The sequence below is a fragment of the Salinactinospora qingdaonensis genome (assembly GCF_039539445.1).
Classification (GTDB): domain Bacteria; phylum Actinomycetota; class Actinomycetes; order Streptosporangiales; family Streptosporangiaceae; genus Salinactinospora; species Salinactinospora qingdaonensis.
Genome location: NZ_BAABDD010000001.1, coordinates 380,719 through 398,356 on the forward strand (window position 1 = coordinate 380,719; position 17,638 = coordinate 398,356).

Sequence of the window (17,638 nt, forward strand, 5' to 3'; positions counted from 1 at the left end):
GGGCGGACTCACGTGGCGGGTGAGGGCTGGGGGTAGTGGCAGGCGGTGGCGTGATCATCGTCGTGGAGCGAAGTCATGGGGGGCTCGGTGGTCCGGCAGGGGGCTCGCTGGGGTTCGGTGAGGGTGGCGAAGAGGGGACAGCGAGGCCGGAACCGGCACCCCGTCGGGAGGTGGGTGGGGCTGGGGGGATCGCCGATGAGTAGCAGGCGAGAGCGGGTGCGTTCCCGGTTGGGGTCGGCCATGGGGACGGCGGAGAGCAGCGCGCGCGTGTAGGGGTGGGCCGGTCGGGTGTAGACGGCGGTGGCCGTTCCCAGTTCTACGAGCGCGCCGAGGTACATCACGGCGATCCGGTCGGCGACGTGGCGGATGACCGCCAGGTCGTGGGCGACGAACAGGTAGGACAGGGCCAACTGGCGCTGTAGCCGGGTGAGCAGATTGATGACGCCGGCTTGGACGGAAGTGTCTAGGGCCGAGAGGGGCTCGTCGAGGAGGAGCAGTTTTGGGTTGAGGGCGAGGGCGCGCGCGATGGCGACGCGCTGGCGCTGCCCCCCGGAGAGTTCGCGGGGGTGGCGGGGGGCGAGGTCGGGGGGCAGGTCGACCAGGGCGAGGAGTTCGCGTACGCGCGGTGCCACCTGTGCTGTGGGGCGGCGGTGGATGCGTAGGGGTTCGGCGATGAGGTCGAACACGGGCATGCGGGGGTCGAGTGAGGCAGTGGGGTCTTGAAAGACGACCTGGAGGTCGCGGCGCAGGGCGAAGCGTTGCCGCCTGGAGAGGGCGGCGGTGTCTTCGCCGAGGGCTGTGATGCGGCCCTGCTCTGGGGGATGGAGTTCGAGGATCTCCATGAGGGTGCTGGTTTTACCGCAGCCGGACTCACCGACGAGCGCGAGGGTTTCGCGTTCGCGGATGTCGAAGGAGACGTTGTCGATGGCGCGTATGGTGCCGCTGCGGCGACTGAGTGCTGTGGGACCGCGGAGCGGGTGGTGTTTGGTGAGGTTATCGACGCCCAGCACGGTGGGGCGCTGGGAGCGGGGCGGTGCTGCGGGGTGGCTGGGGCCGGTGGCGGGGGGTGGGTAAAGGTCGATGTCGGACCAGCCGTGGGCGGCGATGTGGGAGGCGCGCAGGCAGGCCGCGCGGTGGGTGGGGGCGGCGGTGGGCAGGAGTTGGGGTTCGCCGGTGGCGCATTCGTCGACGGCAATGGGGCACCGGGGGGAGAAGGGGCAGCCGGGTGGGAGAGCCGCTGGGGAGGGAGGCGTGCCGGGGATGGGGCTGAGGGCGGCGCGGTGGGGGGTGGTCGTGTTCGGGGCAGAGGCGAGCAGCCCCATCGTGTAGGGCATACGGCTGTGGTAATAGACCTCGTCGACGGTGCCGGACTCGACGGCCCGTCCGGCGTACATGACGAGGACACGGTCGGCGAGGCCGGCGATCACGCCGAGGTCGTGGCTGATGATGAGGATGGCGGCACCGGTCTCGCGGCGGACGGTTTTGAGGGTTTCCAGGATCTGGGCCTGGATAGTGGGGTCGAGGGCTGTGGTGGGCTCGTCGCAGATGATGACGTCGGGGTTGTTGGCGATGGCGATGGCGATCATGACGCGCTGACGCATGCCGCCGGAGCACTCGTGGGGGAAGGTTCGACTGCGGCGGGCCGCGTCGGGGACGCCGACGAGCTCCAGAAGTCGTATGGCACGGTCAGTGGCGCTGTGGCGGCCAAGGTCGGGGTGGTGGGTGCGCACGGCTTCGGTGATGTGTTCGCCGATGGTGTGGATCGGGGTCAGGGCTGTCATCGGGTCTTGGAACACCATGGAGATCGCGCTGCCGCGCTTGGTGGCCATAGTGCGTTCGTCGAGGCCGAGTAGTTGCTGGCCGTTGAGGCGCACTGAGCCCGACACGGTGGCGTGGTCGGGAAGGAGTCCCATGGTGGCCAGTGCCGCCACCGATTTGCCCGATCCGGACTCGCCGACGATGCCCAGGACCTCGCCGCGGTACAGGGCGTAGTCGAGGCCGCGCAGGACCGCCATGTCGGGGGCTGGGGCGGGGCGTGGGAAGGTGACCCGCAGGTCGGTGACGTCGAGGACGGGTGCGCGGTCCCCGTGATGGGGGTGGGGTGGCCGTGTGTCGTCCTGGTCAGGGCGCGGATGTGCGTTGCTGTCGGGCATCGGTGGCTTTCCTAGGCTCGGGGTGGTCGCGTTCCCGGGGCGAGGGCGTCGCGTAGCCCGCCGCCGACGAGGTTGACCGCCAGTACGAGGAGGATGAGCAAGCCGGTGCAGAACACGAAGGTCCAGGGATGGGTGAGGGCTTGACCGGCGCCGGCGGCGATGAGGGAGCCGAGGGAGACATCAGGGGGGCGCAGGCCGAAGCCGAAGTAGGACAGGGAGGTTTCGGCGATGATGGCGGTACTGACGTTGATCGTCGCGTCGACGATGAGCAGCGAGGACATGTTGGGGAGGATGTGGCTGACGATGATGCGGGGAGCCGAAGCGCCCATGTAGCGGGCGGCGAGCACGTACTCGCGTTGGGTGAGCGAGACGGTCATGCCGCGCACCATCTTGGCGGTGACCATCCACATGAAGGCGGCGAGGAGGAGGACGAAGCCGATCCAGCCGCTGTCGCGGATGGCTGGGGAGAGGATCGCCAGGACCAGGAAGGCGGGCAGCACCAGCATCAGGTCGGTGAGCCACATGAGGGTCCTGTCGGGCAAGCCTAGGAAGTATCCGGCGAGAGAGCCGACGGTGGCGGCGATCGCGGTGGACAGGATAGCTACGAGGAGGCCGATGACGATGGATTTGCGCAGGCCGACCATGGTGGTGACGTAGAGGTCACGGCCGGTGGCGTCGGTGCCGAACCAGTGCTGCGAGGAGGGGGGCCGCAAAAAGGCCGTGTAGTCGAGCTCAGTGAATCCCCAGGGGGATAGCAGGGGGCCCAGCCAGGCTGTAGCGCACAGGAACGCGATCGTGGCCAGGCCGGCGACGACGCGGCGCTGTCGCAGGGCGGCGCGAAGCGCCGTCGACCAGCGTCGGGGGGTGGGAGGCTGGTCGCCGCTTCGGCGGCGGGGGAAGATGTGGTGCGTGGGGGGATTCATCGGGGGCCTCTTCACGGCGGGCGCGGAGGTTGAGGGGGCGGAACGGTCACCGCTACGGGGTGGCTGTCGCATGCTCGGTCCTCCCGTGCCTAAAGGTCGCGGCATGCGTGGCGGAGAGTGGGCTAACGACGACGATGCCATGACGGGCGCGGCTGTGAGGCCCAGTACGGCAGATGCGTGGTGGGCCGGGGTGGCTTCGCGGAGGCTTTTCTCCTTACGTTGCGGCTGGTACTGGGGGTATCGCGAGCGTGCGGGAGCCGCGGTGGGGCGAGGAGCCGGACACGTTGGTGCGGGCTCCCGGCGGAGCTGTGAGAGGTGGAGTGGTGCGGCAGGGGCTGCGCGCTTGAGGGGCCCCGCAGAGGTAAACGGTGCGTGGCCGCGGTGAAAGACGATGAGGGCGGGCGACGGTGGAGGACAGTCGAACCCCGCCGGCTCAAAGGTCGGGTGGACAAGGGCATCCCGCTCCCGTTCCTGCCGCCCCATCGGGGCTTGGCAGCTCGTGTGGGGGTGGCGACGAGCGCGATCGTCACCGGCGTCGGCGCCGAGGGGGAGTCAGCGCCGGCCAGGGGATACCGCCGCGGGGAAGACGCCGAGAGAAGACGATTCTGGGTGATGGTTCAACTTCAGAAAGTTGCCGAAGGCGGCACGCGGAGGCACGGCGAGTGGACGGAACTGGGAGCGATGGTTCCGGCTGCATCACGCGGAGGGTGTACCCCGGTGCCCTCGGGTGGGAAACACCGTCACTCGTCGTGAGCGCCGCGGATCAGGGCCGAGGGCCACTGGCCGCTGGGGTGGTGACAGATGGTGCTGTCGATGTGGGTCGTGCCGGGGCGCGATGCGCTGACACGAGACGGTGCGCTGGGCGGGGGAGCGGCTAGTCGTTACCGATGGTGTTCCCCAGGATCGGTAAGACCTCGGGCAGCGCTCGCCCGCCCTCGCGGTAGGGCAGCGCCGTGGTAGCGGGAGTCGTCGGCACGGGGGGCGCCGGTGCTGGCCCCGTGGGAGGGGGATCGGTCTCTCCCGCCGTGGAACTCATCTCACGTGCGCGCTTTCCTCCGGCCGCCGCCGATCGTGACGGGAGAGGGCGAGTGCGGGGATGCCGGTGGGCGTCCCCGCACTCGCGAGGGGCAGCGGTTGGTGGCCGCGAGGGGGTTAGGCGTGGCCCACGTCCCGGCCGCGGGTGTGCCAGATCGACACCACCGACGGGCGAGGGTAGTACTTGCCGTCGGGCCAGGTGCTCTGCGGGTTGTCGAGGGAACCGCCGTCGCCGGGGTGCTGGGGGGCGATGAAGACGGTTTTCTGGTCCTCGGTGATGAAGGGACCACAGCACTCGGCGCCCTGCGGGACCGTGGCGAAGGTCTTGATTTCACCGCGGTGTTTGCCCTCGACGGGCACCGCGTGCAGCGCGTCGTTGCTGTCGAGGGTGCCGGGCTGGCCGTCGGTGGAGATCCACAGGTTGCCGTCGCCGTCGAAGGTCAGGTTGTCGGGGCAGGAGATGGCAACGACCTTGTCCTTGTCGTAGCCGGCGAAGTAGGTGCTGGGGTCGTCGGGGTTGCCGCAGACGATCGGCACCGACCAGCCGAAGTCGGTGGCGGCGGCGTCGTTGCCCTCCTCGACGATTTCGAGGATGTGGCCGAACTTGTTGTTGGCGCGGGGGTTGGCCTCGTCGGCCTGCTCGGGCGAGCGGGCGGTGTTGTTGGTCAGCGCGCAGTAGACCTTGCCGGTGACGGGGCTGGCCTCCATGTCCTCAGGCCGGTCCATCTTGGTGGCGCCCACCGCGTCAGCGGCCAGCCGGGTGTGGACGAGGACCTCGGCGACGGTGAAACCGTCGACGAAGCTTTCCTTGTCGCTGCACAGCGGAATCCACACGCCCGAGCCGTCGAACTCGCCGTCAGCGGGCAGCGCCCCCGAGCCGTCGAACTCCTCAGCGGGGCTGTTGCCGGTGAGCTTGGCGACGTAGAGTGTGCCGGAGTCGAGCAGCCCCTCGTTAGTGCGGCGCGAGCCCCAGCGCATCTTCTTGTCGCTGACGAACTTGTAGATGTAGTCGAAGCGCTCGTCGTCACCCATGTAGACGACCACACGGCGGTCCTTGGCCAGGCGGACGTTGGCGCCCTCGTGCTTGAACCGGCCGAGCATGGTGCGCTTGCGGGGCTTGGAGTGGGGATTGAAGGGGTCGACCTCGACCACGTAGCCGAAACGGTTGGCTTCGTTGGGGTGCTTCGACAGGTCGAAACGCTCGTCGACGCGGTCGAAGCGGCGGTTGCCGGAGCGGGTGTCGCCGCTGGTGGGAACACCGTAGCGCGACAGCGCGGGCTTGGCGTCCTCGGGAGCGCCCTCGCCACCGACGAAATACTGGTGGAAGTTCTCCTCACAGGTGAGGATAGTCCCCCAGGGGGTCATGCCACCGGCGCAGTTGTTGAGCATGCCGCGCACCTCGACACCGTCGGGGTCGGCCTCGGTACGCAGCAGGGCGTCGCCGGCGGCGGGCCCGCTCAGCTCCATGGGGGTGTTCACGGTGATACGGCGGTTGAAGTAGCGCCACCCCCAGGTAACGAGCCGCCAGGCGCCGCTGTTCCAGATGCGGCGCAGCTCCACGATCGAGCCACCGTGAGCGGCCATGGCGATCTTGATCTGCTCCAGATCCGCCTCGTTGCCGTCGGTGTAGCCGGGAAACATCAGCGTCTCGTTGGTGTACTCGTGGTTGACCCAGAGGAGTCCGCGACGGTTGCCCATTTCGGTGAAGGCGACGTAGTCGCAGTTGTAGCCGAACTGCTTCTCTTGGGCTTCGGCGGTCTGGTTCTCGAAGTCGAAGTCGGGGGCGTCGGGGGTGACCGGGTCTCCCCAACGGACGACGACGCGGTGGTCGTAGTGCTTGGGTACGGTGACGGCGTCATCGGTGTTGGCGTCCACGCTGTGGAAACGCAACCGCGGGGAGCGTCCGCGGCCGTGACCCTTCTTGCCGTGCCACCAGGAGTCGGCGAGGGCCGGGGTGAAGGCGCCACTGACCCCTACAGCGGAGACCCCGGCGCCGACAGCGCCGGCCCGCAGCGCGTTACGGCGCGACAGGACACCGGAGAAGATGTCACCGAAGTAGGTGTTCTCGCTGGTGTTGGGGGCTTCGTGGAAACATGCGTCGCCGCAGCGGAAGCGGCAGGTGGCACGGGAACGGCCACCGGGGTGGCTGATCAACGGCAGTATCCGGCGGGGGGACGCGGAATCAGGCACTGTTCCTCCTGTCGTGGGCGGGGAACGGCCACAGCGCGTGGCTCAATCGCGGGGCCCCGCGCGAGGGCCAGACGCTCAGCGGGCAAAACCCGCCAAACAGCCAAAACCCTGCCGAATTAGCGGCTCAAATCGGTAAATCCATAGTGAATGCGTCGACAATTTCCGAGCACACATGCCTAGGAACCACTTTAGGTAACGTTACCGTTTCTTTAGGTGTGCAATGGTGACATGGCGTGGCGCTATGGCTGGTGACACACGGTAGACGTCAGGAGATCCCACCAGCCGTATGGCGGGGAAGCTCCCGATCGTGGCGCGCCACGGCCGGGCACGGGGAGCTTTTCGACTGGTTATCCACAGTTATAGAAGAACCTGCGCCCCCACCCGTTTCACCAGAAGTCAACCGGCGTATCCTGATCGTGGATAAAAACCTCATAGCCGCGAAGCCAAATCCGCGTAACCGCACCCTGTCACCCAAGACGCGACCCGCCGTTTCCACAACGCCGTGACCTTCAAGGCATCGGACGTCTAACGGCAGGTCACAGCCGACCTCCATCGCGGCCCAAGCCGATTCGACAAGGCACGTCGCTGGGAGTGATCTCACGTGCCCGACTTGCCCATCGCGCGTCTTCAGGACCGGAAGCAGCCACCGGTACCTGCTCCCCGCGCGAACAACTCCACGTACTCCGCCGCCCACCCGATAGCCTCCGTCACGTCTCCCCCGCCCTCGCGTGCTGAGGATATGGAGGTGAGGGGCGTGGCAGCGGCGGGCGCGGGAACCGCCGCTGCGACCTGTGGGGAGTGCGGCGAGCCCGTGCCACCCACCATGGACATGGAAGAACGGCAAAGCAGCAAGAACCAGGAAATGATTCCCCCCTGGCCCGATGGCCAGAGTTCCTTTGCTAGGAATCAGATGGAAGAGCGCCCCCTTCCCCCACCTGAGACCCGTGAACGCGCTGCGCGGCGCAGGTTCCCGGGGTTGGCCAACCAGATCTCCTATGCCCGCCGGTTCGTCGAACGACACCTGGACGGCTCGCCAAAGGCCACCACAGCGACGTTACTGACCAGTGAGATCGCCACGAATGCGCTGACTCACAGCGCTTCGGGCGCACCCGGTGGCAAGTTCGAAGTCGGCATCTACGTCACCGCGGGGTGGGCCCGAGTGGAGGTGCGCGATCTGGGCGGTGGCGAGCTCCCCAAGGCCCAGCACAAGGACCCCTACGATGTCAGCGAGCACGGACGAGGTCTGGATCTGGTCGAGGCGCTGGCTGCGAAGTGGGGAGCCGAGCCGCGCGGCGACGGCTTGGGCCAATTGGTGTGGTTTGAACTCACCTGGGAGTCGGGCAGCACCGATACCGAAGCCTGACGGAGCCGCCGGGTCACGGCACCCCCGGCTTAACCCCGCAGTGTGACGGTTCGCGGTGCCGCTGGTTCCGGTGTCAAACCGCTTCACCTCAACTCCTGTGCGGTGGCACCGGCATGACGAGGGGTCCCCCGCGCGGGGAGACCCCGGTCGTCAAGCGTGTGGCACGTGTCGTCACCACGTAGACAATGGGCGAATGCCCATGCACTAGGTCTCCTCCTCGGAGGTGGATGACTGCGCTGCATCTTCGACTGTGTCGGTCTGGGGCAACCGGTACTTCTCGTACAGCTCGCGGGCGTAGTCCTTCGCTTCTTGGGACGGCTCCTCGCCGAGCTCCTCGCGGACGAGCTCGTCGAGTTCCGTGTTCATGGGATCCATAGGTGGCAGCTTGCCTGCCATAGGCGCGGTATAACAAATCGGCGCTCCAGGCAGCGCCATCTCGGTGGAAACTGAGACACCGGATTCCCCGCAAACGACGGAGGCGCCGCGCCCTCGCGCGATGAACACGAGCGGGCGCGGCGCCTTGGCGGTTACGGCCGACCTCCCGATGCCCTAGACCTGCTCAGTCTCCTTTTCTGAGGCATCCTCGGCGCCGCTGTCGCGCTTGGCGCGCTCGGCCTCGATCTTGGCCGTCCGGCGCTCCTCTCGACGGCGTGCGCCGCGCTCCCTGACGCTTTCGGTCATGGTGTAGAGCACGGGCACCAGAATGAGCGTCAGCAGTGTGGAGGTGAACAGGCCACCGATCACCACGATCGCCAATGGCTGCGAGATGAACGCGCCCCCGCCGGTGATCCCCAGTGCCATGGGGGTCAGCGCCCCGATGGTGGCCAGCGCGGTCATGATCACCGGACGCAACCGGTGCCGGGAGCCTTCGACGACGGCGGCTCGTAGCTCCATGCCTTCGACACGGTACTGGTTGACCAGGTCGATGAGCACGACGGCGTTGGTGACCACGATGCCGATGAGCATCAGCAGCCCGATCAGGGCCGGCACGCCCAGCGGTGTGCCCGTCAGCAGCAGCAGGCCAAGGGCACCGGTTGCGGCGAAGGGGATGGACACCAGCAGGATCAACGGCTGCATCAGGCTCTTGAAGGTCGCAACCATGATGAGGTAGACGATCACGATCGCCGCCAGCATCGCCAAGCCCAACTGCATGAACGCTTCGGCCTGCTCGGAGCTGGTACCACCGATGGTGGCGGTGGCGCCCTCGGGCAGGTCGAGCTCGTTGAGCGCTGTCGTCAACTCCGCGGTGACCGATCCCAAATCCTCAGCGGTGGGGGTAGCCGAGACGATGGCGCTGCGTACGCCGCCGCTGCGGGTGAGCTGGGGCGGCTGCTGCACCTCTTCGACGTCGGCGACCTCCGAGAGCTCCACCGTACCGGTCGGGCCGGTGATGTCCAGGTTCTCCAACTGCTCGACACTGTCAGGGCGCTCGGTGGCGCGCACGACAAGATCGCGCTGGGTCTCATCGATTGTGACGCTTCCCACATTTGCACCTCGGAAGGCTTGGCTGACGGCCTGGCCGATCTGGGCTTCGGTCAGTCCCTCTTCCGCGGCCTGCTCGGCGTCGACTTGGACTTCCAGGGCGGGCTGCTCGGCGGCGAGGTTGTTGCGCACCTCGGCCGCGCCGGGGATGTCGCTGACGGTGTCCTCGACGAGTTCGGTGGCCTCTTGGAGGGTCGCCGTGTCGTCGGCCCGGAGTTCGACCTCCAGGGTCGAGCCGCCGCCGGCGCTTTGCAGGCGCGGCTGGGCGTCGGTATCGACCCCGTTGAGGATCTCGCGGAGCCGTTCCTCGTACTCCTGCTGGTCACCGTCGGGGTCGGTGGTCAGGGTGTAGCTGATGCTGTCGGCGCCACCGCCCATACCGAACATGGCGTTGAGGCCGCCACCGCCAAAGGACGCCTGGTAGTTCTCCACCCACGACAGATCGGCGAGTTCCGCTTCGACCTTGGCCGCCTCTTCATCGGCCTTGGCCATAGAAGAACCCACGGGTAGTTCCTGGGTGACGGAGAACGTGTTCTGCCCCTGGTTGCCGAGGAAGTTGGTCTGCACCAAGGGAGTGATGAGCCCCGTGCCGAGGAGAAGGGCGAGGGCCGCAGTCAGCGTGATGACCCGGTGCCGAGTGGTCCAGCGGATGATCGGCAAGTAGGCGCGTTGCAGCGGTGTGCGCAGCTCGCGCTGGTTCTCTTCGGCCTTGACCCGTTCCACGTCCTCAGGCGGCACCACCCGGGGCCGCATGAACCAGTAGGCCAGAACCGGGATGATCGTCAGCGAGACCAGCAGTGAGGCGGCCAATGCGGCGCTGACGGTCAGGGCGAAGGGAGCGAAGAGCTCGCCCACCTGCCCGCCGACGAAGGCCATGGGAGCGAACACGGCGATGGTGATCAGCGTGGCCGATGTGACGGCCGCGGCCACCTCGCGCACGCCCTGGAAAACGGCGGTGAACTTCTCCTCGCCGTAGTTCATGTGGCGCTTGATGTTTTCCAGCACCACGATCGAGTCGTCGACCACCCGGCCGACGGCCACGGTCAGCGCACCGAGCGTGAGAATGTTGAGGGAGTAGTCAAGCGCCTGCACACCCAGCATTGCGATCAGCAGCGACACCGGGATGGAGACCGCTGTCACCAGGGTGGAGCGGACCGAGAGCAAGAAGACGAGGATGACCAACACCGCGAAGATCAGGCCCAGCCCGCCCTCTTCGGCCATGGCGACGATGGACTCGTTGATGAAGGGAGCCTGATCGAAGATCACGCTGATCTCGGCGTTCTCACCGAGCAGCGGCTCCAGTTCGCTCAGTCGCTCCTCGACCGCCTCGGAGATCTCGACCGTGTTGCCCTCGGGAGTGCTGAAGATGGAGATGCCCAGGCTGGGCTGACCGTTGGTGCGGGTGATGCTGCTGCGCTCGTCGGGCCGCAGCTCAACCTCGGCGACCTCGGAGAGCTTGACGGGCTCGGGTTCCTGGGCCTCGGCTGCCGGCACGCCGGCCTGGGCCGCAGCCGCCCCGCTCGGGACCGCTGCCGCGCTCCCGCTGGGGGTCAGCCAGATGTTGCGCACGTCGTCTAGGGACTGCAACTGCCCGCCGGTGGTGACGGTCAGGGAGCGCTCGTCCTGGGTGATGTCGCCTCCGGGCAGCAGCGCGCCGCTGGCTTGCAGGGCGCTGGTGACGTCGTTGGCGGTGAGTCCCTCGTCCTCTAGCTCGTCCTCATCGGGGGTCACGGTGACCGTGGACTCGCGTACGCCGCTGACCTGGGCCGCGCGTACACCGTCGATCGATTCCAGCTCTGGGACGACCTGCTCTTCCAGCGGGTCGGCCAGGGACTGGGCGTCGCCGTCGTCGGTGCCGGCCGACAGCACCACGACGGGGATATCGCTGGTACTGAAAGCTTGGACGTAGGTTTCCACGTCATCGGGCAGCGTCGGCCGCACTTGGTCGACGGCCTGCTGCAAGGACCGTACGACGTCGTCGGTGTTGTCCCCGTAGTCGAACTCGACCTGCACCTGGGCAGACCCGTTGGAGGAGGTGGAGGTGTAGTCGGTGACGCCGGAGACGCCCTTGACCGCCTGCTCTAGGGGTTCGGTGACCTCGTTCTCGACGACCTCGGGGGAGGCGCCTTGGTACTGGGCGCCCACCATTGCCATAGGCAACTCAAGGGACGGCATGAGCTCGCGTTTGGCCGAACCGGTGGCGATCAGGCCGAAGACGATCGACGCAAGCGTGATCAGCAGGATCAGCGCCCGGTTGCCAAGGCTCAGCTTGGCCAATCTGGACATGGGTGTGGTGCTCCTCGACGAGTTCAATCGCGCTCATTGCGGCACCGCTGCGGTGAGCGGTCGATGGCTTGTACTGGCCACACGGGCGGGGGCACGGGGCCGTGTGGCTCTGCCGGGCACGCGAAATTCACGATACTTCGTGTAATGCTGACTTTCACGGCGGGATGATGCTTATCAGTGATTTGTCAGGGTGGTGTCAGTGACATGTCAGGGACAGCGAAGGACGACGTGAACACCGACGAGAAGGACGAGCTCCTGCAACGCATCAGAGAGTTGGAGGAGCGCAAGATCAGGCTCTTCGCGCGCAACCGCTCGCTACCGCTGTTGACAACGACCCTGACCATTCAGCAACTCAAGGCCTTGATGCTGCTGGGACTCGACGGGGATCTGTCGTCAAACGAGCTGGCTGAGGGGTTGGGCACCGGGGTCGCCACGTTGACCGGGATCGTCGACCGGCTCATGGCCCGAGGATTAGTGCACCGGTGGGAGGCCCCTGAGGACCGACGGGTGCGGCGCGTCGGGCTCACCGAGGAGGGCCGACGAGTGGTCGCGGAGTTCTGGGGGGCCGGGCAGCGACACTACGCGCTGTTGGCCCAGCTCGACGCGGACACGCTGCGGGGGCTGGCTACGGCGGCCGAGGCGCTGTGTCGTTTTCTGGAATCAGAAGAGCCCCAGGACGGGGACGAGGCTCCCCTACAGACACCCTGAGGGGGCCACTGCCACGAGCGGGGAGGAGGGGAGCAGCGCGGCGGCCAGACCACACGGGGCAGGCACGGCGCCCTGGTAAGGCGCCTAGGTACGCAGCGAAGCGCTCACCCGGGGCGTACGGGGACCTCCTCGCCCGGGGGTACATGCTCGGCGGCCGTTCCCCAAACCACGCGCAGCAGATCGTCGAGCGCGTGAGCCAGCGTGTCGTCGATGAGCTCGTAGCTGACCTGACGGCCACGCGCCCGGGTGGCCACGAGACCGCATTCCCGCAGGCAGGCCAGGTGATTGGAGACGTTTTGCCGGGTAAGACCAAGCTGTTCGGCCAGTTGGGCAGGGTAGGCGGGGCCGTCCAAGAGCGCCAGCAGCAGCCGGCATCGGGTGGGATCGGCAAGCGCCCGGCCAAGGCGCTGGATCGCATAGCGGCGTTGGTCGAGAGTTAACATGAAAACCATTGTACAGGGTTTGCTGTATAGACACTCCAGACTGTATAAACAGTAGAAGCTGAACTATTACTGGGCCGGTCCTCGCGCCGTCCTCCATCGACGCGCGCCGAGCAGCACCGACACTACGAACGGCCGATCGCGCCAAGGAGGCTTCATGGGGGTTGACCACGGGCACGGGCATGCCACCGCGGCAAGCGCCCACCGGGGCAAACTCATCATCGTCTTGCTGTTGACCGTTGGGGTGATGGTGGCGCAGATCGTCGGGGGCCTCCTCGCGGGCAGCCTGGCCCTGCTCGCCGACGCCGGCCATATGGCCGCCGACGCCTTCGGCATCGTGGCCGCACTGCTGGCAGTGTGGATGGCTTCCCGCCCCTCGTGCTCCAAGCGCACGTTCGGGCTTCAGCGCGCCGAGATCCTCGCCGCCGCCGGTAACGCCTTGCTTTTGTTCGGACTGTGCGTCTACATCGCCTATGAGGCGATCCAGCGCCTGTTCACGCCCCAGCCGGTGACCGGACCGACGATGCTGGTGGTCGCTGCTATCGGGCTGGCCGTCAACATCGGTGGTCTTGTGCTGCTGCGCACGGGCCAGCGCGAGAGCCTCAACCTGCGCGGCGCCTACCTGGAGGTTCTCGGTGACACCGTGTCGTCGCTGGGGGTTATCGTCGCCGCCGTGGTCATCTGGCTCACAGACTGGCGCCAAGCCGACTCCATCGTCTCCCTGGGGATCGCGCTCTTCATCGTGCCGCGTGCCTGGAACCTGCTGCGCGAAGCCGTCCACGTGCTGCTGGAGGCCGTGCCCCGCGAGGTCGACCTCGACGAGGTCCGCAGCCACATCCTCTCCCAAAACGGCGTGCTCGACGTGCACGACCTACACGCCTGGACGATCACCTCGGGGATGCCGGTCCTAAGCGCCCACGTGGTGGTCGAGGAAGAACTGCTTCGTGACACCGGACGCATGCTCGATGAACTCCACATGTGCCTGTCCGGACACTTCGACGTCGAGCACTCGACTTTGCAACTGGAACCAGCCGGCCACATCAACCACGAGGGCGCACGCCACCAGTGACCGAGATCACGGATCTTTCCGTTGGAGCCGATTCGTTGGGGCTCTAAGGCGGGGGGTGCGTATCATGCCCTCCGCACCGATCCGGTAGACCTTGGACAAACCGCCCACCCGGCTGGCATAGTGACACGCTGATTCCCACCAACGGGTTACCTAACGCTCGCCCGCTGCCAGGGAAGTAACGGTGTGCCGGGAAGTCTGGTCGGCGGTGACGGACGACCATATACACCTTCGGGGGCACACAAGCATGGCGAACGCGGGCGGTATAAACCGCATCGGCAACTGGCTGCGTCAGGACGTCGTCTCCGGTTTCATCCTCATCATCGGAGCGGTCGTCGCTTTGGTGTGGGCCAACTCCGCCTTCGGGGACGTCTACGAAGAAATCCGCACCTTCGAGTTCGGCCCTGAGGCGCTGCACCTGCACCTGTCCGTGGAGGAATGGGCGGCCGACGCGCTGCTTGCGGTCTTCTTCTTCGTGGTCGGTAACGAGCTCAAGCAGGAGTTCGTACGCGGGGAGCTGCGCAACCCGCGCCGCGCTATGCTGCCGATCGTCGCGGCCATCTGCGGCATGGTAGTGCCCGCGGCCATCTACGTCGCCTTCAACCTCGGCCAGGGCGAGGCCGCCCTGTACGGGTGGGGCATCCCCATGGCCACCGACATCGCTTTCGCCGTCGCCATCTTGGCCGTGGTCGGGCGGCATCTGCCGCCGGCGTTGCGTACGTTCCTGCTGACGCTGGCCATCGTCGACGATCTCGGCGCCATCATCGTGATCGCGGTCTTCTACACCGACCACCTGTCCTTCATGCCGATGTTGGGAGCCATCGCCCTCCTGGCGGTGTTTGGCTACCTCCAGCAAGGGCGGGGGCTGGCCGCCTCACTGAACCGCTCCGCGCTGCCCAACTGGGTGGTCTACGTCCCGCTCGCCTGCGTCATCTGGACCCTGGTGCACGCCAGTGGTGTCCACGCGACCATCGCCGGGGTAGCCATGGGGCTCCTCATGCGCACCGTCAAGCAGCCAGGCGAGTCCGAAGACCCCAGTCACCGGGTGGAGCACATGTTGCGGCCATGGTCCTCGGCTGTGGCCCTGCCGATCTTCTCCCTGATGTCGGCTGGTGTGGTCTTTGGAAGCGCGGCGAGCATCTTCAGCGACACTGTGGCGCTGGGGGTGATCTTCGGCCTGGTGGGAGGCAAGATCGTCGGTATCCTCGGGGGCTCTTGGATCACCACCAAGGTCACGACCGCCGAACTCAATCCCTCCCTGCGCTGGATCGACATCACAGGTATGGCAGCGCTGGCAGGAATCGGCTTCACGGTGTCTCTGCTGATCAGCGAGTTGTCGTTCGCCACCAACCCTGAGGAGCTCGCCAACGCCAAGGGCGGTGTGCTCATCGCCTCACTCATCGCCACCGTGATCGCCGCGGCCATCCTCGGCGTGCGCAATGCCCATTACCGCAAGTTGGGCGCTCCCAAGCTGCGCGCCGACTCCGGTGGCAGCATCGACTGACCTGACGCACCCCGGCACGAAACACTGGTCAACCACGGGGATTCCTTCTTCTGACGTGCCCGTTGTGCCGCTGAAACCGGCAGCCCAGTAGGCTCGTTCGTCACTCGATCGAGTGTTTTCGCAGGACGATTCGCTCGACAGCGCCGACGGCACTACCGTTGCCGTGGGCGCTAGTGCAACCGCTGCGACTGGCGTGGCGACCACGGAACGCGGGATGGCAGACAGAAGGATGCTCGGCAGAGCGCGGCAGCGCTATAGCAGGGTGATGCAGACGCTGCGGGCGCGGCGTGCGGGCCCTGAGAGGCAGATGCGGCTGTCCCGAGGATGGGCACGGCCCGCCCGGTTGTTGATCACTGTGTTCGGTGTGGCCGACCTGCTCGGTACCGGAATACTGCTCTTACCGGTCTCACGGTCCGACCCCGAAGCAGCGTCGTTCATCGACGCCCTGTTCACCTCGACGTCAGCGTTGTTCGTGGTGGGGCTGACGGTGGTCGATACCGGCGCCTACTGGTCGCCGTTCGGCGAGGTCGTGATCTTGTGCTTGATCCAGGCCGGCGGCTTGGGAATCATGACGTTGGCCTCACTGCTGGGTACGGTGGTCATCCGCCGATTCGGGCTGCGGATGCAGCTCAACGTGCAGACGGAGACGCGGGCGCCCTACGTGGGCGAGGTCCGTGGCATCGTCGGACGGATCACCGCCACGAGTCTGGCCTGTGAGGCGATCGTGGCACTCATCCTGATCCCGCGCATGTGGCTGGTGCACGACATCGCTGCGCCGACGGCGCTCTACAGCGGGATGTTCCATGCGGTTTCGGCGTTCAACAACGCCGGACTGTCGCTGTACTCCGACAGCATGACCCGCTTCGCCGACGACCCGGTGATCCTGATTCCGGTCGCTATGGCGACGATCCTCGGCGGGCTGGGGTTCCCGGTCCTGCTCGAACTGCGCCGCCACCTCACCGCGCCAAGACGCTGGACACTGCACACCAAACTCACTGTGCACACCACCGCCCTCCTGTTCGTGGGGGGTATGGTCGTGGTGACGGCGCTGGAGTGGACGAATCCGGCCACGTTGGGCGAGATGGGGTGGGCCGACAAGGTCCTGGCCGGCTCCTTTCACGGCATCATGCCGCGCAGCGGAGGCTTCAACGTCATCGACGTGGGAGCCATGCGCGACCCGACCTTGCTGGCCGTCATCATGTTGATGTTCGTAGGTGGGGGCAGCGGAGGCACCGCCGGTGGGATCAAAGTAGCCACGTTCGCGGTCATCTGGTTGGTGGTGTGGGCTGAGATCCGCGGCCACCCGCACGTGCACGCCTATGGGCGACGGCTGTCCTCCAGCGCTATCCGCCAGGCGCTGAGCCTGACGTTCCTGACAATGACAGTAGTGGTAGTCGTTACGGTCATCCTGCTGATCATCACGCCCTTCGGCATGACTTCTGTACTGTTCGAGGTGGTATCGGCATCCGGAGTGGTGGGGCTGTCGACAGGAATCACCGCCGATCTGCCGGACAGTGCACAACTATTCCTGGTCGTGTTGATGTTCGCCGGGCGGATCGGTCCCATCACCTTCGCTTCGGCGCTGGCACTGCGTGAACGAACCCGCCGCTACGATCTGGCCGAAGCTCGGCCGATCATCGGTTGAGATCGCGAGGAGACATGGCAACACAACGGAATAGGTCTCATGACAAGCGGGTGCTCGTGATCGGTCTTGGCCGGTTCGGCAGCTCGCTGGCTATGGAGCTGATGACGCACGGCTGGGAGGTGCTGGGCCTGGACAGCAACCCACGCCTGGTGCAGGCCTACGCTGAAACCCTGACCCATACGGTCACGGCTGACTCCACCGACGACGAGGCGCTGCGCCAGATCGGCGCCAACGAGTTCACACGAGCGGTCGTGGCTATAGGGAGTCACTTGGAGGAGTCGATCCTGACCACGTCGCTGCTGGTTGATATGGGGGTTCCCCACATCTGGGGCAAGGCCATCAGCCGTAGGCACGGCCGAATCCTGCAACAGATCGGCTGCCACCATGTGGTGCTGCCCGAGCACGACATGGGCGAGCGAGTGGCGCATCTGGTGTCGGGACGGATGCTGGACTACGTCGAGATCGAGCAGGACTTCGCGCTAGGCAAGACACGCGCACCGCGCGAGATCATCGGACGCAAGCTGGGTGAGACGGGGGTGCGGTCGAGCCACGGGATCACGGTGGTGTGTATCAAGCGCCACGGCGAGCAGTTCACCTACGCCACAGCGGAGACTGTCCCCAAGAAGGGCGACATTGTGATCGTCGCCGGCCGCACCAATGACGTCGAGCGGTTCGCCGAGCTGAACTGAACCAACGCCACGGGTGCGGCTGGCACGACCAGGTCCTGTTGTACGGACGGCTGGGGTGCGGGGCCGTGGAGGTGTTCTTCATCCCCTCGTGCCTCGATCGCTGCGCGATCTCGGCGGCCCACGGGGCGACGGCGGAGGCGCTCCCCCGCTTGTT

13 protein-coding genes are annotated in these 17,638 nt (G+C 66.6%); 6 read left to right on the forward strand and 7 right to left on the reverse strand.

Annotated elements, in window-relative coordinates:
- Nucleotides 1–8 precede the first annotated feature (8 nt).
- From ABD848_RS01615 to ABD848_RS01630, 4 genes are all read right to left on the reverse strand, one after another.
- Nucleotides 9–2,153, reverse strand: coding sequence for a dipeptide ABC transporter ATP-binding protein (locus ABD848_RS01615; protein ID WP_344966484.1), 2,145 nt, complete (start codon nucleotides 2,151–2,153; stop codon nucleotides 9–11).
- Between the two features lie 11 nt (nucleotides 2,154–2,164).
- Complete coding sequence (locus tag ABD848_RS01620; protein ID WP_344966486.1) at nucleotides 2,165–3,076, reverse strand: ABC transporter permease; 912 nt, start codon at nucleotides 3,074–3,076, stop codon at nucleotides 2,165–2,167.
- An 874-nt stretch (nucleotides 3,077–3,950) separates the two neighbouring features.
- Nucleotides 3,951–4,112, reverse strand: a complete 162-nt coding sequence (locus ABD848_RS01625) for a hypothetical protein (protein ID WP_344966488.1) — start codon at nucleotides 4,110–4,112, stop codon at nucleotides 3,951–3,953.
- A gap of 116 nt (nucleotides 4,113–4,228) precedes the next feature.
- Nucleotides 4,229–6,301 (reverse strand): PhoX family protein, encoded by a 2,073-nt coding sequence (locus ABD848_RS01630; protein WP_344966490.1) that lies wholly within the window; start codon nucleotides 6,299–6,301, stop codon nucleotides 4,229–4,231.
- 910 nt (nucleotides 6,302–7,211) lie between these two features.
- Here ABD848_RS01630 and ABD848_RS01635 point away from each other — a divergent pair.
- Nucleotides 7,212–7,664 (forward strand): ATP-binding protein, encoded by a 453-nt coding sequence (locus tag ABD848_RS01635; RefSeq protein WP_344966492.1) that lies wholly within the window; start codon nucleotides 7,212–7,214, stop codon nucleotides 7,662–7,664.
- 204 nt (nucleotides 7,665–7,868) lie between these two features.
- Here the strand turns inward: ABD848_RS01635 and ABD848_RS01640 are convergent, their stop codons facing one another.
- Together ABD848_RS01640 and ABD848_RS01645 are read right to left on the reverse strand one after the other, a co-directional pair.
- Complete coding sequence (locus ABD848_RS01640) at nucleotides 7,869–8,039, reverse strand: hypothetical protein (protein WP_344966494.1); 171 nt, start codon at nucleotides 8,037–8,039, stop codon at nucleotides 7,869–7,871.
- Nucleotides 8,040–8,213: 174 nt separating this feature from the next.
- Nucleotides 8,214–11,432, reverse strand: coding sequence for an efflux RND transporter permease subunit (locus ABD848_RS01645; RefSeq protein ID WP_344966495.1), 3,219 nt, complete (start codon nucleotides 11,430–11,432; stop codon nucleotides 8,214–8,216).
- A 204-nt stretch (nucleotides 11,433–11,636) separates the two neighbouring features.
- Here ABD848_RS01645 and ABD848_RS01650 point away from each other — a divergent pair, with 204 nt between their 5' ends.
- Complete coding sequence (locus tag ABD848_RS01650) at nucleotides 11,637–12,140, forward strand: MarR family winged helix-turn-helix transcriptional regulator (protein WP_344966497.1); 504 nt, start codon at nucleotides 11,637–11,639, stop codon at nucleotides 12,138–12,140.
- A 104-nt stretch (nucleotides 12,141–12,244) separates the two neighbouring features.
- Here ABD848_RS01650 and cmtR read toward each other — a convergent pair whose 3' ends face one another.
- Nucleotides 12,245–12,592, reverse strand: coding sequence for a Cd(II)/Pb(II)-sensing metalloregulatory transcriptional regulator CmtR (gene cmtR, locus ABD848_RS01655; RefSeq protein WP_344966499.1), 348 nt, complete (start codon nucleotides 12,590–12,592; stop codon nucleotides 12,245–12,247).
- Between the two features lie 145 nt (nucleotides 12,593–12,737).
- Here cmtR and ABD848_RS01660 point away from each other — a divergent pair, with 145 nt between their 5' ends.
- The 4 genes from ABD848_RS01660 to ABD848_RS01675 all read left to right on the forward strand — a co-directional run bounded on the left by ABD848_RS01660 (nucleotide 12,738) and on the right by ABD848_RS01675 (nucleotide 17,484).
- Nucleotides 12,738–13,649 (forward strand): cation diffusion facilitator family transporter, encoded by a 912-nt coding sequence (locus ABD848_RS01660; protein WP_344966501.1) that lies wholly within the window; start codon nucleotides 12,738–12,740, stop codon nucleotides 13,647–13,649.
- 244 nt (nucleotides 13,650–13,893) lie between these two features.
- Nucleotides 13,894–15,150 (forward strand): Na+/H+ antiporter NhaA, encoded by a 1,257-nt coding sequence (gene nhaA / locus ABD848_RS01665; protein ID WP_344966503.1) that lies wholly within the window; start codon nucleotides 13,894–13,896, stop codon nucleotides 15,148–15,150.
- Between the two features lie 214 nt (nucleotides 15,151–15,364).
- Nucleotides 15,365–16,795, forward strand: coding sequence for a TrkH family potassium uptake protein (locus ABD848_RS01670; protein ID WP_425567377.1), 1,431 nt, complete (start codon nucleotides 15,365–15,367; stop codon nucleotides 16,793–16,795).
- Nucleotides 16,796–16,809: 14 nt separating this feature from the next.
- Nucleotides 16,810–17,484, forward strand: coding sequence for a potassium channel family protein (locus ABD848_RS01675; RefSeq protein ID WP_344966505.1), 675 nt, complete (start codon nucleotides 16,810–16,812; stop codon nucleotides 17,482–17,484).
- Nucleotides 17,485–17,638 lie beyond the last annotated feature (154 nt).

Coding starts and splice junctions, on each gene's coding strand:
- ABD848_RS01620 (WP_344966486.1), bottom strand. CDS start 3,076: ATGAATCCCCCCACGCACCACATCTTCCCCCGCCGCCGAAGCGGCGAC.
- ABD848_RS01625 (WP_344966488.1), bottom strand. CDS start 4,112: ATGAGTTCCACGGCGGGAGAGACCGATCCCCCTCCCACGGGGCCAGCA.
- ABD848_RS01640 (WP_344966494.1), bottom strand. CDS start 8,039: ATGGATCCCATGAACACGGAACTCGACGAGCTCGTCCGCGAGGAGCTC.
- cmtR (WP_344966499.1), bottom strand. CDS start 12,592: ATGGTTTTCATGTTAACTCTCGACCAACGCCGCTATGCGATCCAGCGC.
- ABD848_RS01635 (WP_344966492.1), top strand. CDS start 7,212: ATGGAAGAGCGCCCCCTTCCCCCACCTGAGACCCGTGAACGCGCTGCG.
- ABD848_RS01675 (WP_344966505.1), top strand. CDS start 16,810: ATGGCAACACAACGGAATAGGTCTCATGACAAGCGGGTGCTCGTGATC.
- ABD848_RS01645 (WP_344966495.1), bottom strand. CDS start 11,432: ATGTCCAGATTGGCCAAGCTGAGCCTTGGCAACCGGGCGCTGATCCTG.
- ABD848_RS01615 (WP_344966484.1), bottom strand. CDS start 2,153: ATGCCCGACAGCAACGCACATCCGCGCCCTGACCAGGACGACACACGG.
- ABD848_RS01670 (WP_425567377.1), top strand. CDS start 15,365: ATGGCAGACAGAAGGATGCTCGGCAGAGCGCGGCAGCGCTATAGCAGG.
- ABD848_RS01650 (WP_344966497.1), top strand. CDS start 11,637: ATGTCAGGGACAGCGAAGGACGACGTGAACACCGACGAGAAGGACGAG.
- ABD848_RS01660 (WP_344966501.1), top strand. CDS start 12,738: ATGGGGGTTGACCACGGGCACGGGCATGCCACCGCGGCAAGCGCCCAC.
- nhaA (WP_344966503.1), top strand. CDS start 13,894: ATGGCGAACGCGGGCGGTATAAACCGCATCGGCAACTGGCTGCGTCAG.